The organism is Roseateles sp. (assembly GCF_965262435.1).
Classification (GTDB): Bacteria; Pseudomonadota; Gammaproteobacteria; order Burkholderiales; family Burkholderiaceae_C; genus Paucibacter_A.
Window position 1 is genome coordinate 1,701,524 of record NZ_OZ253537.1, and the last position, 21,960, is coordinate 1,723,483.

The following is a 21,960-nucleotide window of genomic DNA, read 5'->3' on the forward strand; positions in this document are numbered from 1 at the left end:
AAGCATGATGTGACAAGCAAACCGTGAAGTAGGAATGCGATGACTCGGCGAAATGGCACCATATTGTTGAGCCTCCCTGAGTCAAGCCAAGCAGGCGCAGCCACGTAGGTCGACGCCAATTGAACATGACGTTTGCACGCATGTAACAAATCGCCTTGCGCGTTTAAGTAGTTCCACTGGACGAGTACCTGTTGACGCTAGAGCAGCATCAGACTGCGATGCGGGCGAGGGGACGCAGAAACAAAGAGGGCGCGGATGTTCACGGATTTCTTCCTCTTAGGCTGGATCGGAGGCGGCATGTAGAGAGGGACGGATGGCGCCGGAATTCGTCAGGGTTTGTTGACTTGGGGTTTTCACCAGGGTGCTTCTGATCCGTCGAACCCTGACGTTTCCTTCATCCGGCCGTCTCTGGGCTGTGTTTGCTGATTTCAGGCCCGGGAAGTAGCGCGAAGGGAAGCAAGCTGTCGCAATTGCTCGTTAGACTCACTTTGTTACAAGAACCGGTGGGAGCAATCGGCGACATGGAACGAGAGGTGTTCAAGCGGGCCTGCGCGCAAGGAGGCGAAGACATGCGGCTCGCGTTTCGGCAGCTGGTCCAGGACTATGGCCGCGCCTTGTTGCGCGAGTGCAGCGTCTGCTTGCGTGATCCGGAGTCGGCTCGCGACGCTTTGCAGAACGCGCTGCTCAAGATCTGGAAATCCTGCGCCAGCTACCGCGGCGATTCCGAGCTCTTTCCCTGGCTCAAGCGGGTGGCCCGCACGGTGGCCATCGACGAGTTGCGTGCCAGCGCCGTGCGCCTGCCCAGCAGCGCTTCCTTGCCCGCCGTGGATGAGGAGCTCGACCCGGCGTTGCCGGACGAGCTGCCCGGGCCTGAGGCGCTGACTGCTTCGCGCCTTGCCCTGGAGCGTTACCGCGAGTGCGAGGCCCGTTTCCGCGAGGTTGAGCCGGAAGCGGCTGCGGTGATCCGCTGGATCGCCGAAGACGAGTTGAGCATCGAGGATGTGGCACGCCTGCTCAACCGCACGCCGCAGGCCACGCGGCAGTATCTGTACCAATGCCGTCGCAAGGCGCGGCAGTATCTGGCGCCCTGGTATGCCCAGGTGGCTGGAGGAGAAGGCTGATGGCTGATGAAGACCCATTGATCCCCGCGCAGGCGGCCGAGCTGGAGGCCTGGCTGCGCGGCTTGCGTGGCCAGGCTCCGGAGTCGAGTGCGGGCCAGAAGGCCCATGCCGAAGGGCAATGCCTGCAGCGCGCGCTGTCGGCCACCGCCACCGCCACCGCCAAGGAACAGCCGGCGTTGTCGCCGCGCGAGCTGGATGCGCTGCTGGAGCGGGCCGAGCGTGACGGCCTGTTCCGCGCTTCTGGCTGTCAGATCTGCGCCGCCTGGCGCGAAGCGCTGGGCCGTGTCTGGCAGGCGCCGGCCTGGCGTTGGGGTGGGGCCTTTTCCGGGGCGCTGGCCCTGAGTCTGATGGTCTGGCTGGGTCTGCCTCAGCAGAGACTCCTCTGGCCTGGCGATGGAGAGGCGCCGGCCGCCAGCAGCGCCGAGACGCGGGGCGCGACGGATGATGTGACCCGCGGCAGCGACGGTGTACTGCAGCTGCGCGTGCCGGACCCGCAGGCCTGGCGCGAGTCGCTGGCGACGGACCTGCAGGCCCAGGGTCTGCAGGTGCGACGTTATGAACGCCTCGGTCGATTGGGGCTGGATGTGGAGTTGAGCGACCTGACCGCCGAGCGCCAGCCGGTGGCGCGGGCGATTCTGAAGCGCCGCGGCATCCCTTGGCCGACCGATGGCGTGCTGATGCTGGAACTGAGCGTCGGTCCGGCGCCATCCCCGCCATGAGGCTGCGCCTGGCCTCCGGTGGTTGGCTGTTGGCGGCCGGCCTGGCTGCTCTGCCAGCATGGAGTTCTTCACCCGGCAGCCAGTCCGGTGGCGAGGCCGCGCAGCAGGCTTTGGCCGTTCTGTGTGAAGCCACGCCCGCCGCCGGCCAGGCCAGCCTGCCTCTGCTTGAACAGCTCTTGCGCGAGCCCGAGGCCGCCCTGGCTCGGGTCTGCGGCCGTGCGCCCACCGAGGCTGCGGATCTTGCCGCGGCCCTGCAGCAGGCGCGCATGGCCTGGCAGTTGTTGGAGCGGCCGTTCAGCGCCGAGCTGAATCAGACACTGCTTGCACTGGAGCCCGCAGCGGGCCGCACAGGCTTTGAAGAAGCGCGGGTCTGGGCCTTGATGCTGGCCGCCCGCGCCGCCCTGGACCGCGCCGCCCGCGACGAGGCCGTGCCGCTGGTGGCTGAGGCGCTGTCCATGCTGCTGGCGCAGCCCATGGATCGAGCCGGGCGCGATGTGATGCTGGCCCAGCTGCGTGTGCTGGAGGTCGCTGCCAGCTGGCGTCGGCAGACACCCGGTTGGGTCGAGCGAAGCGAGGCGAGCTTGAGCGAGGCCACGGCCTTGCTGCAAGGCCAGGGCCTGGCGGTCAGCGCCCTGATGGGTGAAGTCTTGAACCTGCGCACCGTGGTCAGCCATGCCCAGGATCAGCTGGCGCTGGCGGTGGGCTATGCCGAGCAGGAGGCCGACCTGCTGCGTCAGATGGGCCGAGGCGAGTCGCCCGATATGCTGGATGCGCTGGCTTCGCTGGCGGCGATTTACGGGCAGATGGAACTGATGGACCGTTCGCAGCAGGCCCTGGAGGACGCGCTGCGCATCATCGAGCGCCACCCTGACGCCAACCCCTCGGCACAGTTGGGTGTGTTCCACAACCTGGCCTCCAATTACCTGCACTACGCTCGCGTCGATGAAGCGCTGGCGTTGGCGTTGCGCGCCGTGGCTTTGGCCGAAACCACCTTCGGTGCCAACAGCCCGCGCTTGCTGCCCTACCGTGTGAGTTTGCTGAATTTGCGCATGACCCAGGGCCAGTTGGGCGAAGCCTTGGCCGTCAGCGAAGCCATTGACGCCATGCTCGGCCCGGACAGCGCCGGCACGGTGGGTCTGGCACGACTGATCCGCGCGCGTCATCTGCAGTCGGTGCTGTGGCAGAGGCTGGGTCAGCCCCGGCGCGCCCGCGAGTTGCTGACGCCGCTGCTGGCCCTCAGCGAGGGGCGCAGCGATCTGGGCTACTGGCGCGCGCGTCTGCTGCTCAGTCATGCGGCGGCGCAGATGCAGCTCAGCCAAGCTGTGCCAGCTTACCGAGACTACGACGCGGCCCTGCAGGCTTTGCGCCAGATCGTCGGCGACACGCCGTCCCTGTTGCTGGAAGCCTATGGTGGCCGCTGCCGCGCCGCCGTGGCGCTGCCGGGCTCGATGCAGACACCCCTGCATGCCTGTGAGGAGCTGCAGCAGTTCCTGGCTTTGCACGCCGATTACGACGGCCTGCCGCCGGCCGACCGCGCGCGTGCGCACCTGGTCTTGGCGCAATGGCAGGACAGCCGTTCCTCGTGGGCCGCAGCGCTGGACCACCATCTGCGTGGCCTGGCCGCCGCCGAGAGCCACGCCGCGCCTGCGCCGCTGTGGGGCAACCTCCACGGCCTGGCGCGCCACTGGGCGCGGCGCGGCCGCGAAGACCTGGCCTTGCAGTTGGGCCGCCGAAGCCTGGAGCAGATCGAGCGAATGCGTCAGGACCTGCGCGGCAAGCGCCCGGGCCAGGAGCGTGGCTTTGTGCAGGAGTTGTCCTTCGTCTACCGCGACCAAGCCGCCTGGCTGGCACGCTCGGGTCGGATCGCGGCGGCGCAAGATGTCTTGCGCGACTGGTCTGCCCTGGAACTGGATGAGTTCAGCGATGGCCAGCTGCGCGTGCGTCGCTCCTCGCGTCTGCGCGCCCCCGAAGCCTTGCTTGGCATGGACCCCAGCGCGGCGGGACCGGAGCGTGGCGGCGTCGCGCCCGCGCTGGTGGCAAGCGCGGGTGGCGAGGCGCTGAGTTCGCGTCGCCTGGCCCAGGCCCAGCAGCGCTGGCGGGCCCAGCGCGAGGACGAGGCTTTGAAGCTACAGCAGTGGCAGCAATGGATACAACAGGCGTTGCAGGCCACGCCCGCCAAGCCGGCCTCAGCGGCCCTGCGCCTCAAACCCGCTGCTCAGCAGCGCCCGGGGCCGGGCGTGCTGGAGGTCTGGAGCATCTCGGGCCAGGAGCGGCTGAGTCTGCTGATGGTCCATGCCGGCGGCCAGTCGCAGCTGGAGCTGCCCTGGCCGGCGCGCCAACTGGGCCAGGACCTGGCCGAGCTGCTGCGCAAGATCGAGGCCCGTGAGCCGGTCGATGCGGACCTGCGCCACTGGTTCAATCGCCTGGGTGAGCCTCTGCTACGCGCTGCGCGCCGGGCCAAGGCCGGGCAAGTGGAGGTGTACCTCGACGGCGCCCTGCGCTATCTGCCCCTGGGGCTGCTGCGTGGGCCGCAAGGCTATCTGGGCCAGAGCCTGCGCCTGGTCCAGCGATTGCCGGAGGGCGGGGCCGGTGAAGCGGGAGCGGGCCATGCCGAGCTGTTGGCCCTGTCTGGCTTGCGATTGCGCGCCTTCGGCAGCAGCCAGGCCGTGGCCGGCCTGCCGGCGCTGCCGGCGGTGGTGCAGGAAATCTGCGAACTGGTGGCCGGCCCGATCGAAGGCCTGGGCAACAGCGCTTGTCTGAGCGGCCCGGGCCTGTGGCGGGGCCAGGGCTGGCTGGACGCCAGCTTCACTCAACGCACCCTGCAGGACGCGCTGCAAACCGCCGCCCGCGCCCGGACCGCTGGGCTGTTGCACCTGGGCACGCATTTCACCTTACGGCCGGGCGTGATGTCTCGCTCTTGGCTGCGCCTGGGTGACGGCCAGCGCCTGCACCTGGCCGAGCTGGCCCGCATGCCTTTCGCTGGCACCCAACTGGTGACGCTGTCGGCCTGCTCGACCGGCCTGGGCGGCGGCGACGATGGCTCGGGCGCCGAGGTGGCGGGGCTCAATGTCAGCCTTTTGCAGGCGGGCGCCAGCGAGGTCTTGTCCAGCCTCTGGAGCGTGGACGATGCAGCGACCCGGCGCTGGATGCGCAGCTTCTACACGGCCCTGCGCCGCCATGGCGACAGCGCCCGCGCCCTGCAATCGGCCCAGCGCGAGTTTTTGGCCCGGGCCGGCGGCGCTCAGTCGCATCCGTTTTACTGGGGTGCTTTCTACCTAGCTCGGGCAGCCAGCCCGCGCTGACGGACGGCGCATGCGCTCAGGGCGCTGCCCGCACCCGCTGTTCCGCATGCTGGTAAGTCTGGCTGCAAGACATGGCCCGGATGGTCTATGGTTCATCCATGCTTGAAACCACCTTACCCGAACGCTCTGCCCAGGCCATGCAAAAAGGCCCGCTGCATTTCTATTTCGATTTCTCTTCGCCCTACAGCTACATCGCCTCGGAGTGGGTGGACGCGGTCGCGGCGCGTCATGGTCGGCGCGTGCAGTGGCACGCCATCTTGCTGGGTGTGACCTTCCAGGCCGCCGAGTTGAAGCCGCAGATTGAGCATCCGCTCAAGCGCGATTACGCCTTCCGTGACTTCGCCCGCTCGGCTGCTTTTGCCGGCTTGCCGTATCAGCAGCCCGCGCGCTTCCCCATCGCCACTCAGAACGCCGCACGCGTGTTCTGGTGGCTGCACGAGACGCAGTGCGCAGCAGCCGCTGTGGCCTGGGCCCGGGCCGGCCTGCGTGCTTACTTCACTCGCGGTGTTTCACTGGACGACCCGGCCCAGCTCAAGGCCTTGGCGGCCGAGAGCGGCCTCGATGCCGATGCGGCCGAGCGGGCTTGGAGTGACCCGGTCTGGAAGGACAAGCTGAAGACCGTCAATAGCGCGGCGATCGCCGCTGGCGTGTTCGGTGCGCCCTACTTCATCATCGACGGCGAGGCCTTCTGGGGCAACGACCGCCAGGCGCAGATCGAGCGCTGGTTGGCCACGGGCCCCTTCAAAGGTTTGATCTGACTGAAGCCCGATTCAGGGCAAAGGGGTCAGCTGTGCGGCGCGGAGCAGGCGGCGGTAGCTGCCGTCCTGCTTCATGGCCTGGAAAGCCTGATCGAAGGCCTGGCGCAGGGCCTCTGCCTGCGGGTCGCGGCGGCTGAAGGCCAGGTGGGTGGGTTTGCGTTCCAGGCCGGGCTCGTGCCACTGGACCTGGGCTCGCAGCTCGGGTTGGCGGGCCAGCTGGTAGAGGCCGGCGGCGCGCTCGCCGAATGCCAGGTCGATGCGCTCCTTGGCCAGCTTGCGCAGATTGCCGTTGAGTGAGCCGGCCGGGTCGAGCATCAGGCCAGCTTGGCGCAGGGGCTGGGGCAGGTAGCTGCCGCGCTCGACGCCGATGCGCAGGCCTTGCAAGGCATCGGCATGGCCCCGCTCGGGCGCTGCGCCGCGGCGCACGAAAAAGCCCAGCTCCTGCTCCAGCAGCGGGGCGCTGTAGTCAAACAGCTGGTCGCGCGCGGCATTGCGCCAGATGCCCAGGATCAGGCAGCGGCCTTCTTCGCCTTCTTTCAAGATGCGAGCCCAGGGCATGAACTCGGCCTGCATTCGGTAGCCGGCGCGCTGGAAGGCCTGCTGTGCCAAATCGAGCACGGGGCCCATGCGCGGCAAGCGGGGGCTGTTGTAGGGCGGGAAGTCGCCGACGCAGACGCGCACCGTGGGGCGGTTGTCGGCCGCGCGCGCGGCCGGTACTGCGCTGCCTTGCGCATGCGCTGCGACGCTGGCCGCCAGCAGCAGTAACAACAACAGCAACAGCAACAAGACCGCCTGCACGCGCCCAAGCCAGGTGGGTGCGGCCGGCAGGAGCAGTGGGGCAAAGGGGCGAGGCAGCGTCGTCAACATCAGCGTCCACCCTAAGCCCAAATGCACCTCGCCTCAAGCGGGCTTGCCCCGGGTGCTGTGAAGTCTTACAGCTCCGCCACGCCCTTGACCCGCGCGACCGGCACCGGCATGGCCACCGCCGCCTCTTGCACGCGGCCGTGGAAGCGGTCCAGCAGCGCCTTTTGCTTGGCCCGGGCCGTCACCACATTCGCATGCTTGACATGGCCGTAGCCGCGGATCTGTTCGGGCAGGCGGGCCAGCTGCAGGGCGACTTCCAGCTTGTCGGCCGTCAGGCCGGCCAGCAGTTCGTCCACCAGGGCTTCGTAGTCCTGGATCAGCTGGCGCTCCATGCGGCGCTCTTCGGTCTTGCCGAAGACATCGAGCGCGCTGCCGCGCAGGCCCTTGAGCTTGGCCAGCAGCTTGAAGGCCTGGAAGGTCCAGCTGCCCATCTCGATCTTCTTGGCGCGACCATCGGCACCCGGCTTGGAGATCAGCGGCGGCGCCAGATGGAAGCTCAGGCGCTCCCAGTTTTCGAACTGCTCCTTCATCGCGCGCTCGAACTGGCCGTCGGTGTAGAGCCGGGCGACTTCGTATTCGTCCTTGATGGCCAGCAGCTTCGCGTAGTAGCGGGCCACGGCCTTGGTGAGGCGCTCGGTCTTGCCGGCCTCGCCCAGCTGGCCTTCGGCGCTGCGCACGCGCTGCACGAGGGCCAGGTAGCGCTGGGCATAGGCGCTGTTCTGGTAGGCCGTCAGGTGGGCGCTGCGGCGGGCCAGCAGGCCGTCCGGGCCGTCGAGCTTGTCGAAGTTCAGCACCTGCACAACTGACTGCGCATTGCGGCCGGCCAGGCGGCGCAGGGCCTCGGGCGCGGCAATGGCCAAGCGGCCCAGGGCGAAGGCGGTCTTGTTGCCTTCCACGGCCACGCCGTTCAGCTCCATGGCCCGCATCAGCGAGGCTTCGGACAGCGGCACCAGGCCGCGCTGCCAGCAAGCACCCAGCATGATGATGTTGCTGGGCATGGTGTCGCCCATCAGCTCCTGGGCAATCGCCTGGGCGTCAATCGTGCTCATGAGGCCGGCGGCGCCACCGACGGCATGCTGCATCTTGGCCAGCAGCGAGTCGGCTTGCAGGCTGGCATCGGGGTTGCGCACAAAGGCCGCCGTGGGCAGCTCATGGGTGTTGGCCAGGATGACGGTGCGGCCCGGCTTGACCGTGCCCAGCGCATCCGGGCTGGCGCCCACCACCATGTCGCAGGCCAGCAGCACGTCGGCCTGTTGCGTGTCGATGCGCACCTGGTTGAGCAGGTCTTGCGTCGGCGCCACGCGCACGAAGCTCAGCACCGAGCCGCCTTTCTGCGCAAAGCCCATGAAGTCAAGCACCGAGGCTTGCTTGCGCTCCAGATGCGCGGCCATGCTGATCAGGGCGCCCACCGTCACCACGCCGGTGCCGCCCACGCCGGTGACCAGCAGGTCGAAGGGACCCGTCCAGTTCCAGGGTTTGGGCGAGCCAATCGCGGCCAGCTCGCGCGCCAGATCGGCGGGCGTGTAGCCAGCGCCGGCGCGCTTTTTCAGCTGCGCGCCGTGCACCGAGACGAAGCTCGGGCAGAAGCCGTTGACGCAGGAAAAATCCTTGTTGCAGCTGCTTTGCTCGATCACGCGCTTGCGGCCGAAATCGGTCTCCACCGGCACGACCGACAGGCAATTGCTGGCCTGGCCGCAGTCACCGCAGCCTTCGCAGACCTGCTCATTGATGAAGATGCGCTTCGGCGGGTCGTAAAACTCTTTCTTTTTGCGGCGGCGGCGCTTTTCGGCGGCACAGGTCTGGTCGTAGATCAGCACCGTCACGCCTTCGATCTCACGCAGCTCGCGCTGCACCGCGTCCAGCTCGCTTCGGTCGTGGAAGGTGGTGCCCGGCGGGAACAGGTTCTCGTGGCCCTGGTACTTCTGCGGCTCGTCGCTGACCACCACCAGGCGCTTCACGCCCTCGGCCTCCACCTGGCGGGCGATCTGGGGCACGCTGGTCTGGCCGTCCACCGGCTGGCCGCCGGTCATGGCAACTGCGTCGTTGTAGAGGATCTTGTAGGTGATATTGGTCTTGGCGGCGATGGCCTGGCGGATGGCCAAGTAGCCCGAGTGGTAGTAGGTGCCGTCACCGAGGTTCTGGAACACATGCTTCTCGGTGGTGAAGCGGCTGTGGGCCGCCCAGTCCACGCCCTCGGCGCCCATTTGAATCAGGCCCGAGGTGCCTCGCTCCATCCAGCTGGCCATGAAGTGGCAGCCGATGCCGGCCAGGGCTCGCGAGCCTTCGGGCAGCTTGGTGGACGTGTTGTGCGGGCAGCCCGAGCAGAAGTAGGGCTGGCGGCGCACGCCATCGGCCGCGTTGGACAACAGGCAGGGGGTGAGGAAATCCACCACCAGATGGCGGCGGTCCAGGGCGGGGTTGAGGCGGGCCAGCCAATCGGCCACCGTGTTCATGATGCGCGAGGGGCGCAGCTCGCCAAGCGCCGACAGCACAGCCTGGCCATGCTCATCGGTCTTGCCTACCACACGCGGGCGTTGCGCATCGGGCAGGTGGTAGAGCAGTTCCTTGATCTGGCGCTCGACGACCGGGGCTTTCTCCTCGATCACCAGCATATCGGTCAGGCCCTGGGCGAACTCGCTCATGCGCGAGGCCTCGAGCGGGAACACCAGGCCCACCTTGTAGACCCGCACGCCGGCGGCGGCCAGGGCATTGGGGTCCAGGTCCAGGCGGCGCAGCACTTCCATGAAGTCGTAATGCGCTTTGCCCACGGTGACGATGCCCAGGGTGGCGCGGGGGCTCACGACGATGTGCTTGTCGATGCTGTTGAGCTTGGCGAAGGCCTTGACGGCGTTCAGCTTGTGCTCGAGGCGCGTCTCCAGCTCCAGCGAGGGCAGGTCCACCGCCCGGATGTGCAAGTCCACTGGCGGCTTGTGGTCCACCGGCAGCTCAAAGTCCAGCGGCACGCTGTCCAGGTCCACCGTCATGCCCGATTCCACGACCTCGGAGATCGCCTTGAAGCCGACCCAGGTGGAAGAGAAACGGCTCAGCGCCCAGCCATAAAGCCCGAACTCCAGATACTCAGCCACATTGCCCGGGTGCACGATGGGCATATGCCAAGCCTGCAGGGCCAGATCGCTCTGGTGTGGGGTGCTCGACGAGACGCAGCCATGGTCATCTCCGCAGACCACCAACACGCCGCCTAACTTCGAGGTGCCGTAGACATTGCCATGCTTGAGCGCATCGCCCGAGCGGTCCACGCCCGGGCCCTTGCCGTACCACATCGCGAACACGCCATCGGCCGTGCGCTTCGGGTCCAGCGCCACGCGCTGCACGCCGAGGCAGGCGGTGGCGGCCAGGTCTTCGTTGATGGCGGGCAGGAAGTTGACCTTGGCTGCCTCGAGGAACTTCTTAGCCTTCCAGAGCTGCTGGTCCACCATGCCCAGCGGACTGCCGCGGTAGCCGGAGACAAAACCGGCGGTGTTCAGGCCCTTGCTTTCGTCCTGCGCTTTTTGCGCCAGCAGCAGGCGCACCAGGGCTTGGGTGCCGGTCAGGAAGACTGCGCCGCTGTTCGCTGCGAGGTTGTCCGAGAGCTTGTAGTCCCGCAGCGCGGGCTCCTGGGGAGCCGTAGGGCTGAGTGTTTGGGTTTCTGAACTGGACATGGGCTTTCCTCGCGAGACGAACGATGGCTGCCGGGGATTTTTCGTCAGAGAGCCAAGTGTTTGTTGCTCTGTTTGCCGCTGTCAAGCCAGCGAATGAGAGAATTCCTCTCAAAGGAGTCTCAAATGGAGATGGATCGTTTTGATCGGGCCACGCGCCAGATTCTCGAAGCCCTGCAGGCCGACTGCCGCCAGAGCACCCAGGCCCTGGCCGACCAGGTGGGCCTCTCGGCCACCCCGGTCTGGCGCCGCATCAAGGAGCTGGAGGACAGCGGCGTGATCCGCCGCCACGTGGCCCTGGTGGACCGCGAAAAGCTGGGCCTGAACATTTGCGTGCTGGCCAATGTCTCGCTGGTGCGGCACAGCGAGGGCGCGGTGGAACAGTTCGAGCGCCTGGTCCTGGCCAGCCGCGAAATCATCGAATGCCACGGCATCACCGGCGAGGCCGATTACGTGATCAAGGTCGTCGTGCCCGATATGAAGGCCTACGACGCATTTCTGCAAAGCCAGATCTTCAAGGTGCCCGGCGTGGCCAGCGTGCGCAGCAATGTGGTGCTGAGGGAGGTGAAGTACGAGACGGCGCTGCCCGTGGGATGAGAGTTTGTGGACTTTCTTGAGCGCGACAATCATGCGTCGTTGGTCCGGTGTTGGCTCCGACATCACGTTCATTCCGCGAATATGAGTCTCGCCGCAGCTCCATTGTCGGAATCCTCGCGTAACGGAATCGTGGGAAGCGTAACTGCACGTGAAATCCTGCTTCTGGGGCAGTTCGAGCAGTACTAGGACTTGCTTAAGTAAGTGTCGATTGTCATTGGCATGATTTGATGAGTGCTGCGGCCACTGAGCCTTCGCCATTCGTTGGTAGCTCAATAACTTTGAAAGTAGAGGTCATTTCAATCGTTTTGTACCCGAGTCCAGTGACGGCAACATCTCCAGTCATCAGGATGTATCGAGTTTGATTTGGTTTTGCGGTCAAGGTAAATGTTTCATCTGAAACGCGAAGCATTGGGCCAAACTTCAGACCAATTTCTGCTTTTCCATTGGGAATATTTACTTTTACGCAGGAATTGTCCTTAACTTCGGCAGTGACCTTTCCATTGATTATTAGCTCCCCAGTCCAGGCGGTAGGAGGGTAGTGCATCCGCGCAATGTAAAAAAGTGAGCTGTTATCGTTGGCTGTTTGAGCTTGAACGTACGATTTTGTTGATGCGCAGCCCGTTAAGATAATGCTTATCAGTATGGCGGTTATTCTGGTTTTCAAGTGGTTTGTATTGAAGGGGGGCATTTTTTGACGACCTTGCGAGATGCTAAATTCCCGAATTTTGGCTGCCATGGTTTTCTTCATGTCGTTGGAGTGCGTGAGGCGCGGTTAATTTCGCGGCTATTAATTGTTTGGCCTATTTTGATGCCAAGGTGGTGGGTGAAAAATGCCACAAATCTGGCCTGATTTGCGTGATTGCTAAAAGCCCGTAGATTTAATTTGGGCGAAATTTCACCGCCCCACCACCTGCAGCCCCTGCGCCCCCGCGCTGAACAGCACCTTCCCGGCCTGCACGTTGTCCACGAAATCGAGCTTGAGCTGGTACTTGCCTTTGGGGGGCTTGAGCCAGGCTTCGGTTTCGCCGCCGGGGAAGCTCAATACCTCGGTCTTGCCGCCGCCCTCGGGTGCGATGCTCAGGCGGAAGTGGCCGGTGCCGGGTTCTTGCAAGGCCTGGTGCGAGACGTTCAGCTTGGAGGCGTGGAACAGCACTTGAACAGGGCTGCCTTCGCGGGCCTCGTTGCTCTTATCGCCGCTGCCCGCCACGCGCAGGCTGATGCCGGGCTGGCTCAGGGTTTCGGGTTTGACGTTTCCATTGAACTTCGTGACCGTGATCTTCAGCGGCTTGCTGTAGACGAAATTGGGCACATGGCGGTGGTCGGCCAGGACCAGGCGCAAGGTGTAGTCGCCGGGCTTGAGCGTCAGCACGGTTTCCATCTGGCCTTTGCCGAAGTGGACGTACTGCTCGTTGAAGGGCAGGGGCTGGTTGAAGTCCAGCGGCAGGTCGCGGTTGATCAAGAGGTGGTGGTGGCCGGTCTTGCTCTGCGCCTTGGTGATGGGCGCAATGCCCATGCCGGTGAGGCCGAAGGTCAGCAGAAACGGCGTCTCGATCTTGGCGCCGTCTTGCAGATTGGTGAAGTGGGTCTGCTGCGCCAGGCGCGGCGCCGAGGCCAGCCAGGGGTGGGGCGATGGGCCCGGTGTTTGGGCAGCGGCCGGAGCCAAGGCGCCCCCCATCAGCAGCAGACAGCCGATCCCATAGGAAGCCAAGAGCGAGGCGGTGATGCGGGGCTTCTGGGAGTTCGTCGTCATCGTCTTCGTCATGATCTTCTTCTAGTGGGTCTGCACGAGCGGGCTGTTTTTTTAGCTACGGCCGCTTCGTGGCGTGGTGGGTGCGGAGGCTGGCGGGGGACTGCTAAGGCTTTCTAAGTACTGCTTGGAACGACTTCTGGATGCTGGGGGGAGCGAGCGCCTAGGCCTTCTTTAAAAACTCCGACTTCAGCATCAGGCTCACCCCATCAATCTTGCAATCGACATCGTGGTCGCCGTCGACGATGCGGATGCCCTTGGCTTTGCTGCCTTTTTTCAGGGTGATGGACGAGCCCTTGACCTTGAGGTCTTTGATCAGGATGACGCTGTCGCCATCGGCCAGGGGCTGGCCGTTGGCATCGCGCACCACCTTGGCGGTCTCGCCGCCCTCATCGCTCGCCGCCTCGGCCGCCCACTCAAAACCGCAGTCGGGGCAGATGTACTGCGCGCCGTCGGCATAGGTGTTCTCAAGCGTGCATTGGGGACAGGCGGGCGGTGTGGACATGGCGATGAAGGCTCTGACGGGGTGGCGAATGGCGCGACACTGTAACCGAGTGCTTCAGCGCATGCGGACCTGAAAGCGCTGCCACGCATGCCTTAGTCAGGGGGGGTGTTCGGGCTTGGGGCTTGGCTTTCTGCGAGGCTTCCGGCATGGCTTTCGGCACGGGTTGGCGCTTGCGGCCATACTCTCGGCGGCTGCGCGGGGATGCAAGCTCGGCGGAATGCGGGGCGACCCCCCGCCCCGAAGCCGCACCTCGTGCTGCCGCTGGAGTGGACGGTTGACCCGACCGCTGCCTCCAGCCCGTGTTCACCGCTGACCTGGAAACCCTGCCATGACGATGACCCGACCCTTGACCCTGTCTGCGCGCCTGGCGCTGGCGACTTGCGCCGCTCTGCTGGTGGCCGCTGCGCCCGCTCGTGCTGTTGCCGCTGCGCCCGCTGAAGATGTTGCGCTCAAGGCTGCCATTGCCAGCCCGCACCGCACGCCCGCCTTTGTTGCCCGCGATGGCGCCCGCCACCCGTACGAAACCCTGAGCTTCTTCGGCATCAAGCCGGGCCAGACCGTGGTCGAGCTCTCGCCCGGCGGCGGCTGGTACACGGAAATCCTGGCGCCCTATCTGCGCGACAAGGGCCAGCTGATCCTGGCCGGCGATGACCCGGCTTCCGAGCAAGCCTATTTCCAACGCAGCGCAGCCCGCATGAAGGCCAAGCTGGAAGCGCTGCCGGCCGTCTATGACAAGGTGCAGGTCAGCGTGTTCGCGCCCGGCGCTGGCAAGTTCGACTACGCCAAGCCGGCCTCGGCCGACCTGGTGCTGACCTTCCGCAATGTGCACAACTGGATCTCGGCCGGCGAGGGCAAGGCCCAGGCCGTGTTCAACAGCGCCTTCGCCGCGCTCAAGCCCGGCGGCGTGTTCGGCGTGGTCGAGCATCGCCGCCCGGTCGCCCAGGCGCAGGACGCCAAGGCGTCCAGTGGCTATGTGCACCAGGCGTATGTGATCAAGCTGGCCGAGAACGCCGGTTTCAAGCTGGCCGCCAGCTCCGAAGTGAACGCCAACCCCAAGGACACGGCCGACCATGAAGGCGGTGTCTGGTCCCTGCCGCCGACCTTCGGCCTCAAGGACAAGGACCGCGCCCGTTTCGAGGCCATCGGCGAGAGCGACCGCATGACGCTCAAGTTCGTCAAGCCCTGAGGCTTGCCACGGTGAGCGCCGCGTCGGCCACGCCCATGTTTGAGCGCATCGCCTTCATCGGCGCCGGCCGCCTGGCGCGAACCCTGGCGCCTGCCTGGTCTGCCGCCGGGCAGCGCGTGGTGGCGGTGGCCAGCCGCCAGCTTAGCGCCGCGCAAGACCTGACCCTGCAGCTGCCCGGCTGCAAGGCGCTGTCGCCCGAGGCGGCCGTGGCCGCGGCCGACCTGGTGCTGCTGACGGTCAGCGACGACGCCATCGCCCCCCTGGCCGCCGCGCTGCCCTGGCGCGCCGGCCAGGCCGTCGTCCATTGCAGCGGGGCCACCGAGCGGGCGGCGCTGGCGCCGGCCGAGCAGGCGGGCGCGGCCGTCGGCGGCTTTCATCCGCTGCAGATCTTTTCTGACCCTGCCCGTGCCGCGCGCTTGCTGGCCGGCAGCACGGTGGGCATCGAAGCGGCAGACGCCGGCCTGAGCAAGCGTCTGCAGGAGCTGGCCGCGGCCCTGGGCATGACGCCCATGCCTTTGCGCCCGGGCACGCGGGCGGCCTACCATGCGGCCGCCAATCTGGCCGCCAGCAGCCTGCTGGCTGTGCTGGCCGAGGCGCAGCAGGTCTGGGCCGCCATCGGCCTGCCGGCTGAAGCCGCCTTGTCGGCGCTGCTGCCGCTGGCGCGCGGCACCTTGGACGCGGCCGAGGCGCGCGGCCTGGCCGGTGCGCTCTCGGGCCCGGTGGCGCGCGGCGATGCCGGCGTGCTGGCTGCGCATCTGCAGGCGCTCGATGGCCTGGGCGCCGACCATGGGGCGTTTTACCGTGCGCTGCTCAGCCGCCAGCTGGATCTGGCCGCAGAAGCAGGCCGTCAGCCCGAGGCGGTTCTGGCGCAGCTGCGAACGTTGTTGCTGTTGCAGGCGTGCTGATTCTGGCCGCGGAGCAGCACCTGCTTGCTGCACCGCTCAAGCACGTGCCTAGAATCCGGCATGCATTTGGACGTAACGACCTTGTTTGCCGTGGTGACGCTGGTGGCTCTGCTGATGGCCGGCTGGGTCAGCTTCATGGCCTGGGGCAAGCCCGCACGTGACGCGCTCTGGGCCTGGGGCCTGGCCCTGGTCTCGTATGCGGCCAGCCACGTAATTTTTGCTGTGCTCAATGTCGTGCCCTCGGCCAGCTTGGTGGTGGCCGGCAATATGGCTTACGGCATGGCGCTTTCGCTGATGTTGCTGGCCATGCGCCGCTTCGATGGGCTGGACGTGAACAGCGGCCCGCCGGTCTGGGTGCAGCTGCAGCTCTTGCTCCCTGTGCTGGCCATCGCGCTGCTCTACACCGTGCTGATGGAGCAGTACGCCGCGCGAGTCGTGGCGGGCTCTCTCGTGTTCTCGCTGCAAATCGGCTTCATCCTGCGCGCCCTGCTGGACCCGCATCTGCCCCGTCCGGGCCGCGGCCGCTACATCCTGTTGACGGCCTTTTTCGCTCTGCTGACCTCGCTGCTGCTGCGCGCCCTGGCCGCAGCCATGGGCTGGATGAGCAGCAACACCGACGAGGCCGGCCGGCTGTGGCTGACCATGGTCTTCTTGGTGGCCTTGTGCGCGGTCATCAGCATCTCGCTCGGCTTTGTCTACATGACCATGGAGCGGGCCGAGCACCGCAATTTCGAGCTGGCCATGAAGGACATGTTGACCGGCCTGTCCAACCGCCGGGCCATCAGCGACCAGCTGCACATGGCCGTCGCGCGCGCCCAGCGCCAGGGCCAGTACCTGAGCGTGCTGATGCTGGACATCGACCACTTTAAGCGCGTCAACGACGGCTATGGCCACCAGGCCGGCGATGCGGTGCTGCGCGCCGTTGCGCAAACCTTGCAGAGCCGCCTTCGGGCGCAGGACCAGATCGGGCGCTTTGGCGGCGAGGAGTTCCTGATCATGCTGCCCGACACCAGCTTAGACGGTTCTGCCACCCTGGCCGAAGCGCTGCGCGAGGCCGTCGAGTCCGCTCCCACGCAATGGGGCGCACACCGCATTGCCGTCACCATCAGCATCGGCGTGGCGGGCGGTGCCATCACCGGCGCGGCGACGGTTGACGGCCTGGTCGGGGCGGCCGATTCGGCCCTGTACCGCGCCAAGCAGGGCGGCCGCAACCGCGTCGAAGTGGCGCCTGCGCTGCAGCAGGCGCCGAGCTGAGGGGCGAGCGGCCATGCTGACCGTCTACGGCCTCAACGGCCGCATCTTCAGCGGTTCGCTGGAAGGCTTGCGGGAGCTGGGGCCGGTGCAGGCGGTGGCGCGCCTGCGTGCGGTCGAGCCGGTGCGGCGCGACGCCATTGAAGAACCCAGCGTGTTGCTGGGCGGGCCGGTGCCGGGAGAGCCCGGCGGCCTGCTGGCCACGCCCGAGCCGCGCCAGCAGGCGGCGCTGGCGGCCTATTCGCAAACCCAGGCGCAGCGCGGCGCCGGGGGCGCGGCGCGCCAGGCCTTGAACCTGACCGAGCAGTTGATGAGCCGGCAGCTGATCACGGTGCCGGTGTCGTCCACGGTGGCACAAGGCCTGGACATCCTGGCACGCGCGCGCATCGGCCAAGCACCGGTGCTGAACCGCCAGCAGCGTCTGGTCGGGCTCTTGCTGCGTGCCGACCTGTTGCCCATCCCCAGTGCCTTGCAGGACGGCGCGGCCTGGGCACGCTGGTTCGAGCGGCCGGTCGGCGACGTGATGTGGACGCCGGTTCCCGCCGCCCGGCCTGACACGCCACTGCGTGAGGTGGCGCAAGCCTTGCTGGACCTGCGCCTGCCTGGGCTGCCGGTCATGAACGATGCCGGCGAGCTGCTGGGCTTCATCTCGCGCAGCGACATCCTGCGCGCCGTGACCCGGGAGCCGCCCTTGGATCTGTGGGGTTGAGGCCGTTGGATCTGGCCGCAACATCGCTTTTTTCGGCATCTTTGCGCTTGGACTTGTGGCTTGTGGGTGGATATCTGGTCGAGGCTGGCCTCAAACGCTACTATTTCCGACCGCGCTGCCGATAAGGTGATGTGCGCACGCCGCCCAGGGTGGCATTCAAGGGTCTAGGGAGTCGCTGCATGGCAGTTGTTGGATCGGGGGCCGAGACCTCCACGTATCAACAGACGGGATACCACGGCACGGAACACCCGGCCGTGGTGCTGCAGAAAGTGGTGCAGGAGCTGCCCGATGCCTGCGAGCGCCTGGCCTATGTGCGCCAGATGACCGAGCAGGCCGCCACCACGGTGCTGGGCCTGGTCGACGCCGCCCAGGAGGACGCCGAGCAAGTGCGCCGCCAGGGCCATGACCTGTCCGAATCCCTGACCCGCATGGCCGCTTCCCCCGACATGAGCGTCGAGCGCGCCCGCGCCATGCTCAAGCTCTGCGCCGCCTACGCCGCCACCGCCGCCGGTTTCGCCGACCGGGAGCGATCGTTGCACACCGAAATCATGATGGCTCAGGGCTTCCAGGACTTGTCCGGCCAGGTCATCAACAAGGTGATCGGCATGCTGGAGCGCACCGAGAAGCCACTCGAGCATTTGCTGGCCGATTTCGACCCACCCAAGAGCGAAGGCGATGCGCCGGCCGGCCAGGTGCTGGAAGGCGTGCAGACGCCGGACAAGGCGCTGCAGCAGGACGATGTGGACGACCTGTTGGCCTCGCTGGGCTTCTGACGAGCTTCTATCGATTCAGTGCCAGCTCAAGGGATTGAGCTTGTAGTAGCTGCTCAGCTGGCCGTAGAGCTCGGGGTGGGCGCTGGCCAGTTCACCGGGCCGCTCAAAGAACAGCTCGCTGGTGACGGCAAAGAACTCCGCCGGGTCGGTGGCGCCGTAGGCGTCGATCAGGCCAGCTTCGCCCCAGGCCAGGCGCTGGCGCAGGGCGTCAAACTCGTTTTGCATGACCGTGGACCAGCGCCGGTACGCGGCCTTGCTGGCCAGTGCCGGCGCGCCATTGGCATAGCCCTTGGCTTGGTCGAGCTGGTGGGCGAATTCATGGATGACGACATTGCGGCCGTCGTCCGGGTCCATGGCGCCGGCCAGCACATCCTGCCAGGACAGCAAGACCTGACCCTGCACCCAGCTCTCGCCGGCCAGGGCGCGGCGCTGCTCCATCTGCACCTCGGCCAGGCCGGGCGCCTGGTGCAGGCGGTCGACCATGAAGGCACCGGGGTAGAGCAGCACCTGCTTGAGCTGCGGGTAATAGCCGCGCCGTGCGCCCAGCAGGGGCAGGCAGGCCTGGGCAGCGATGGTCACGCGCATCTCGTCTGTCACCTCGAGGCCGGCGCAACCGATGATGGGTTTCTCGGCCAGAAACACCTGCATCTCCTGCTTGAGGCGCAGTTGCAGATCGGCCGGCAGGCGCTGCAGCAAGGGCAGGCGCCGGCGCAGGATGCGGCGCCAGGCCTGCGGAAACACCTGGGCGCGCAAGGCGGCCCGGCGGCGGCGCTGCTGCCAGGGCGCGGCAATCAGCCAAACCATCAGGCCCAGGGCCGCAGCAAGCGTGAGGAGCAGGGGCAGATGGGGCAGCAGGGCAGCGGTCATGGCGGGCACGGTGGGTGTCGAGTGCACATGGGCCTGCCGCGGCAATAAACAAGAGGCGCCCGGTGCAGGGGCCGTGTCCTCGATTACGCTTGGCCCATGTCGAACCGCCCCACCCCCGCCGCGCCGCGCGAGCTCCACCCCGTCCAGGTGATCGCCGGCGGCATTTGCGGCCTGGTGCTGACGGTCGGTCTGGCGCGCTTTGCCTACACGCCCTTGCTGCCCCTGATGCAGGCCCAGGCCGGGCTCAGCGATGCGGCGGCCGGTTGGCTGGCGGCCATCAACTACCTTGGCTATATGAGCGGCGCCTTGCTGGCGGCGCGCCTGGAAGACGCGCGCCTGCGTCACCGGCTCTACAGCGCCGGGCTGTGCCTGAGCTTGCTGATCACTCTGGCCATGGGCATGGCGCCGAATGTCTGGCTCTGGGCGCTGTCGCGCTATCTGGGTGGCTTGTGCGGGGCGGCCGGCATGCTGCTGGGCTCGGGCCTGGTGCTGGGCTGGTTGATGCGCCAGGGGCGGCGGCCGGAGCTGGGTCTGCATTTCATGGGCCTGGGCCTGGGCATTGTGGTCTCGGCCCTGGGCGTCATGGGTATGAGCCGCTTGAACCTCAGCTGGGCCCTGCAGTGGCAGGGCTTCGCCTTTGCCGGCCTGCTCTTTCTGCTGCCGGCCTGGGCCTGGCGGCCGCCGGTGGCGCCGGCCGCCGCGGCCAGCGCCGTGCCGGCCGTGCTGCCTTCGCGCGCCTGGCTCGGGTTGATGGGCCTGATGTATTTCTGTGCCGGCTGGGGCTTCGTCATCAACGCCACCTTCACCGTGGCCATCGTCGAGCGCCAGCCCTTGTTGAGCGGGCAGGGGCCCTGGGCCTGGCTGCTGGTGGGCCTGGCGGCGGTGCCGGCCGTGTTTGCCTGGGACCGCGTGGCCCGGCGCTTTGGCGAACTCAAAGCCTTGCTGCTGGCCTTCGGCTTGCAGGTCATCGGCGTGCTGCTGCCGGCCCTGCACGGCGGCCTGGCCGCGGCCCTGGGCGGCGCGCTGCTCTACGGCGCCACCTTCATCGGCATCGTCAGCCTGACCCTGGCCCTGGTCGGCCGGCGCTCGCCCGCCAACCCGGGCAAGGCCATGGCCCGCCTGACCCTGGGCTATGGCCTGGCCCAGGTCGGCGCGCCGGCACTCAGCGGTGTCTGGGTGCAGGCCAGCGGCTCATTCCATGGCGCGTTGTGGCTGACGGCCGCGGTGCTGATGCTGGGTATGGGGCTGCTCTTGCGGCTGATCTGGTTGGAGCGATAGCTGTAATTTCATCCAGTATCATGCGCGCGCCAACCATGTAAGCAGGAGGTCGCCATGAGCGCCGCGAATGAAGAGCTGATCCGCCGTTTCTGGGCCACCGCCAATGCCGGCGACTGGCCCGCCTTCGAAGCCTTGCTGAGCACGGACATGGTCTATCTGGTGCCGCAAACGCGCGAGCGAATCCGCGGTCGCGAGCACTTCGTCGAGTTCTTCCGCACCTGGCCCGAGGCCTGGCGGGCCGAGATCACGCGCTGCATCGTCGATGCGCAGCGTGCCGTCACGGTGATTGATTTCCTGACCGAACGAGGCCGGGACACCGGCATTTCCTTTTTCGAGCTGCAGGGTGGCTTGATCACCGAAGTCTGCGACTTCTGGCCCAGCGACTACGAGCCACCGCAACGCGTCGTTGCCTCGGTGGAACGCTACTGAGGCGGGCGCACCTTCGCTGTTTCCGCGCACTTGTGTGCATGAGTTGGCGATTCAAGGCTGCGGTTTGTGGCGCCGACGCCGCCTGTCAGCTTCTGTTTGCAATGGTTTGTAATACTGGCCGTCAACCGTTGAGCCACGGCGATGCGCAGACATCGACCGAGGCCGCAGCCGAGGCTGCGAGCAAGGCTTGACGGCGGGAGTGGAGGGCGGGTGCGTGAGGTTCGCGCGCTCAGAACGTCTTGAAAGGGTAGTCATGGCTTCGACGTCTTCCCACGCTTCGTCTCCGGCGCGAACGGCCACCGAGCCGGCAGCCCCTCCGGCGGCGTATTGGAAGTTGGCCATGCCCGGCCTGTTCGGCTTGGGTCTGCTGGCGCTGGTGCTCGGTCTGTCTCAGCCCGCCCACGCCCAGGAATTTGATTTCAAGGGCTTGGGCACCCCGGCTGTCGGCGCCGTGCAAAGCGGCTCACGGCAAACCCCGCTGATGGGGCGCTTTGACTGGCCTTGCATCATGTCGATGGCCTGAGGGCCGACCTGGAATGGACCTATTCGAGCCACTTGCCCAGCAGCAGCTTGGCCCTGCAGGCCGGTCGCAAGCGTCAGCCCTTGTTCTACCAAACCGGACTGCCGTGATGTCGGCTCTGCCTGCAGCTGGAGCCGCCCGCCGCAAGATGCTTATGGCTGGGCGACGATCAATTCCCATGGCGTGGCTCTGGCCGCGGGCTATCGCATCGGCATGTTCACGCCTATGCTGACCGTGGGTCGTTTTAGCGAGACCAAGCACTTCGCGCCCGATACGGTGAGCCTGCCCCGATTCACTTCGCTGGAGAAAAACCCATGACAAGCACCGCCTTCCCACGCACCGCCACCCGCACCATCGCCGGCCTGCTCTTGAGCTTCAGCCTGGCGAGCGCCTGGGCCGAGATGGTCATCATCGTCAACCCCAAGAACCCGGTCGCCAATATGAGCGCCGATCAGGTCAGCGCGCTGTTCCTGGGCAAGTCCAGCGTCATGCCTTCGGGCGCGACCGCCGCACCGGTGGATCAGCAGGAGGCCGGGCCGCTGTACGAGGAGTTCTATGCCAAGGTGGCCGGTAAATCGAGCTCCCAGGTCAAGGCCGCCTGGTCGCGCCTGACCTTCTCCGGCAAGGGCACGCCGCCACGCGCCATGACCAGTTCAGTCGAAATCCGAAAGTTCGTGGCGAGCAATGTCGACGCCATCGGCTACATCGAGAAATCGGCCGTAGACGCCAGCGTCAAGGTGGTGCTGTCCGTCAACTGAGGCAGCGCTGCAGCA

General features: G+C 66.7%; 20 protein-coding genes. 14 read left to right on the plus strand and 6 right to left on the minus strand.

The window, feature by feature from the left end; translation table 11 throughout:
- The first annotated feature begins 569 nt into the window (after positions 1-569).
- The 4 genes from ACQY39_RS07340 to ACQY39_RS07355 all read left to right on the plus strand — a co-directional run bounded on the left by ACQY39_RS07340 (position 570) and on the right by ACQY39_RS07355 (position 5,900).
- Positions 570-1,121 (plus strand): RNA polymerase sigma factor, encoded by a 552-nt coding sequence (locus ACQY39_RS07340; protein WP_428504842.1) that lies wholly within the window; start codon positions 570-572, stop codon positions 1,119-1,121.
- Positions 1,121-1,840: a hypothetical protein gene (locus tag ACQY39_RS07345; RefSeq protein ID WP_428504844.1), complete on the plus strand. Its 720-nt coding sequence runs from the start codon at positions 1,121-1,123 to the stop codon at positions 1,838-1,840. The genes ACQY39_RS07340 and ACQY39_RS07345 overlap by 1 nt, the downstream gene beginning before the upstream one ends.
- Entirely contained in the window at positions 1,837-5,142 is a 3,306-nt protein-coding gene (locus tag ACQY39_RS07350; RefSeq protein ID WP_428504846.1) for a CHAT domain-containing protein, read from the plus strand. The genes ACQY39_RS07345 and ACQY39_RS07350 overlap by 4 nt, the downstream gene beginning before the upstream one ends.
- A gap of 98 nt (positions 5,143-5,240) precedes the next feature.
- The gene (locus ACQY39_RS07355) at positions 5,241-5,900 is read left to right on the plus strand and encodes a 2-hydroxychromene-2-carboxylate isomerase (RefSeq protein ID WP_428504850.1); all 660 of its coding nucleotides are present in this window, start codon (positions 5,241-5,243) and stop codon (positions 5,898-5,900) included.
- Positions 5,901-5,912: 12 nt separating this feature from the next.
- On the opposite strand, the gene ACQY39_RS07360 is transcribed toward ACQY39_RS07355, so the two are convergent.
- Entirely contained in the window at positions 5,913-6,767 is an 855-nt protein-coding gene (locus ACQY39_RS07360; protein ID WP_428504852.1) for a substrate-binding periplasmic protein, read from the minus strand.
- A 65-nt stretch (positions 6,768-6,832) separates the two neighbouring features.
- A complete protein-coding gene (locus tag ACQY39_RS07365; RefSeq protein WP_428504854.1) occupies positions 6,833-10,423 on the minus strand; it encodes an indolepyruvate ferredoxin oxidoreductase family protein in 3,591 nt (1,196 codons plus the stop codon).
- Positions 10,424-10,546: 123 nt separating this feature from the next.
- On the opposite strand from ACQY39_RS07365, the gene ACQY39_RS07370 reads away from it, so the two are divergent.
- Entirely contained in the window at positions 10,547-11,017 is a 471-nt protein-coding gene (locus ACQY39_RS07370) for an Lrp/AsnC family transcriptional regulator (RefSeq protein ID WP_102768093.1), read from the plus strand.
- A gap of 211 nt (positions 11,018-11,228) precedes the next feature.
- Here ACQY39_RS07370 and ACQY39_RS07375 read toward each other — a convergent pair whose 3' ends face one another.
- The 3 genes from ACQY39_RS07375 to ACQY39_RS07385 form a co-directional block, all read right to left on the minus strand.
- On the minus strand, positions 11,229-11,765 hold the full coding sequence (locus ACQY39_RS07375; RefSeq protein WP_428504857.1) for a hypothetical protein: 537 nt from the start codon (positions 11,763-11,765) through the stop codon (positions 11,229-11,231).
- A 147-nt stretch (positions 11,766-11,912) separates the two neighbouring features.
- Complete coding sequence (locus ACQY39_RS07380) at positions 11,913-12,779, minus strand: DUF4399 domain-containing protein (RefSeq protein ID WP_428504859.1); 867 nt, start codon at positions 12,777-12,779, stop codon at positions 11,913-11,915.
- A 148-nt stretch (positions 12,780-12,927) separates the two neighbouring features.
- Positions 12,928-13,269: a zinc ribbon domain-containing protein YjdM gene (locus ACQY39_RS07385; protein ID WP_428504861.1), complete on the minus strand. Its 342-nt coding sequence runs from the start codon at positions 13,267-13,269 to the stop codon at positions 12,928-12,930.
- Positions 13,270-13,597: 328 nt separating this feature from the next.
- On the opposite strand from ACQY39_RS07385, the gene ACQY39_RS07390 reads away from it, so the two are divergent.
- From ACQY39_RS07390 to ACQY39_RS07410, 5 genes are all read left to right on the plus strand, one after another.
- Positions 13,598-14,455, plus strand: coding sequence for a class I SAM-dependent methyltransferase (locus tag ACQY39_RS07390; RefSeq protein WP_428504863.1), 858 nt, complete (start codon positions 13,598-13,600; stop codon positions 14,453-14,455).
- 11 nt (positions 14,456-14,466) lie between these two features.
- A complete protein-coding gene (locus tag ACQY39_RS07395) occupies positions 14,467-15,360 on the plus strand; it encodes a DUF2520 domain-containing protein (RefSeq protein WP_428504865.1) in 894 nt (297 codons plus the stop codon).
- A gap of 60 nt (positions 15,361-15,420) precedes the next feature.
- Entirely contained in the window at positions 15,421-16,614 is a 1,194-nt protein-coding gene (locus ACQY39_RS07400) for a diguanylate cyclase (RefSeq protein WP_428504867.1), read from the plus strand.
- Positions 16,615-16,627: 13 nt separating this feature from the next.
- Positions 16,628-17,320 carry a CBS domain-containing protein gene (locus ACQY39_RS07405; RefSeq protein WP_428504869.1) on the plus strand — a complete coding sequence of 231 codons (693 nt, stop codon included), beginning with the start codon at positions 16,628-16,630 and terminating at the stop codon, positions 17,318-17,320.
- 179 nt (positions 17,321-17,499) lie between these two features.
- Entirely contained in the window at positions 17,500-18,093 is a 594-nt protein-coding gene (locus ACQY39_RS07410; RefSeq protein ID WP_428504871.1) for a protein phosphatase CheZ, read from the plus strand.
- 15 nt (positions 18,094-18,108) lie between these two features.
- On the opposite strand, the gene ACQY39_RS07415 is transcribed toward ACQY39_RS07410, so the two are convergent.
- Positions 18,109-18,960 carry a zinc-dependent peptidase gene (locus ACQY39_RS07415; protein ID WP_428504873.1) on the minus strand — a complete coding sequence of 284 codons (852 nt, stop codon included), beginning with the start codon at positions 18,958-18,960 and terminating at the stop codon, positions 18,109-18,111.
- A 96-nt stretch (positions 18,961-19,056) separates the two neighbouring features.
- On the opposite strand from ACQY39_RS07415, the gene ACQY39_RS07420 reads away from it, so the two are divergent.
- From ACQY39_RS07420 to ACQY39_RS07435, 4 genes are all read left to right on the plus strand, one after another.
- Positions 19,057-20,238 carry a YbfB/YjiJ family MFS transporter gene (locus ACQY39_RS07420; protein ID WP_428504875.1) on the plus strand — a complete coding sequence of 394 codons (1,182 nt, stop codon included), beginning with the start codon at positions 19,057-19,059 and terminating at the stop codon, positions 20,236-20,238.
- 54 nt (positions 20,239-20,292) lie between these two features.
- The gene (locus tag ACQY39_RS07425) at positions 20,293-20,667 is read left to right on the plus strand and encodes a nuclear transport factor 2 family protein (protein ID WP_428504877.1); all 375 of its coding nucleotides are present in this window, start codon (positions 20,293-20,295) and stop codon (positions 20,665-20,667) included.
- 340 nt (positions 20,668-21,007) lie between these two features.
- On the plus strand, positions 21,008-21,190 hold the full coding sequence (locus ACQY39_RS07430) for a hypothetical protein (protein WP_428504879.1): 183 nt from the start codon (positions 21,008-21,010) through the stop codon (positions 21,188-21,190).
- A 311-nt stretch (positions 21,191-21,501) separates the two neighbouring features.
- Positions 21,502-21,945, plus strand: a complete 444-nt coding sequence (locus ACQY39_RS07435) for a phosphate ABC transporter substrate-binding protein (protein ID WP_428504881.1) — start codon at positions 21,502-21,504, stop codon at positions 21,943-21,945.
- Positions 21,946-21,960: the final 15 nt, after the last annotated feature.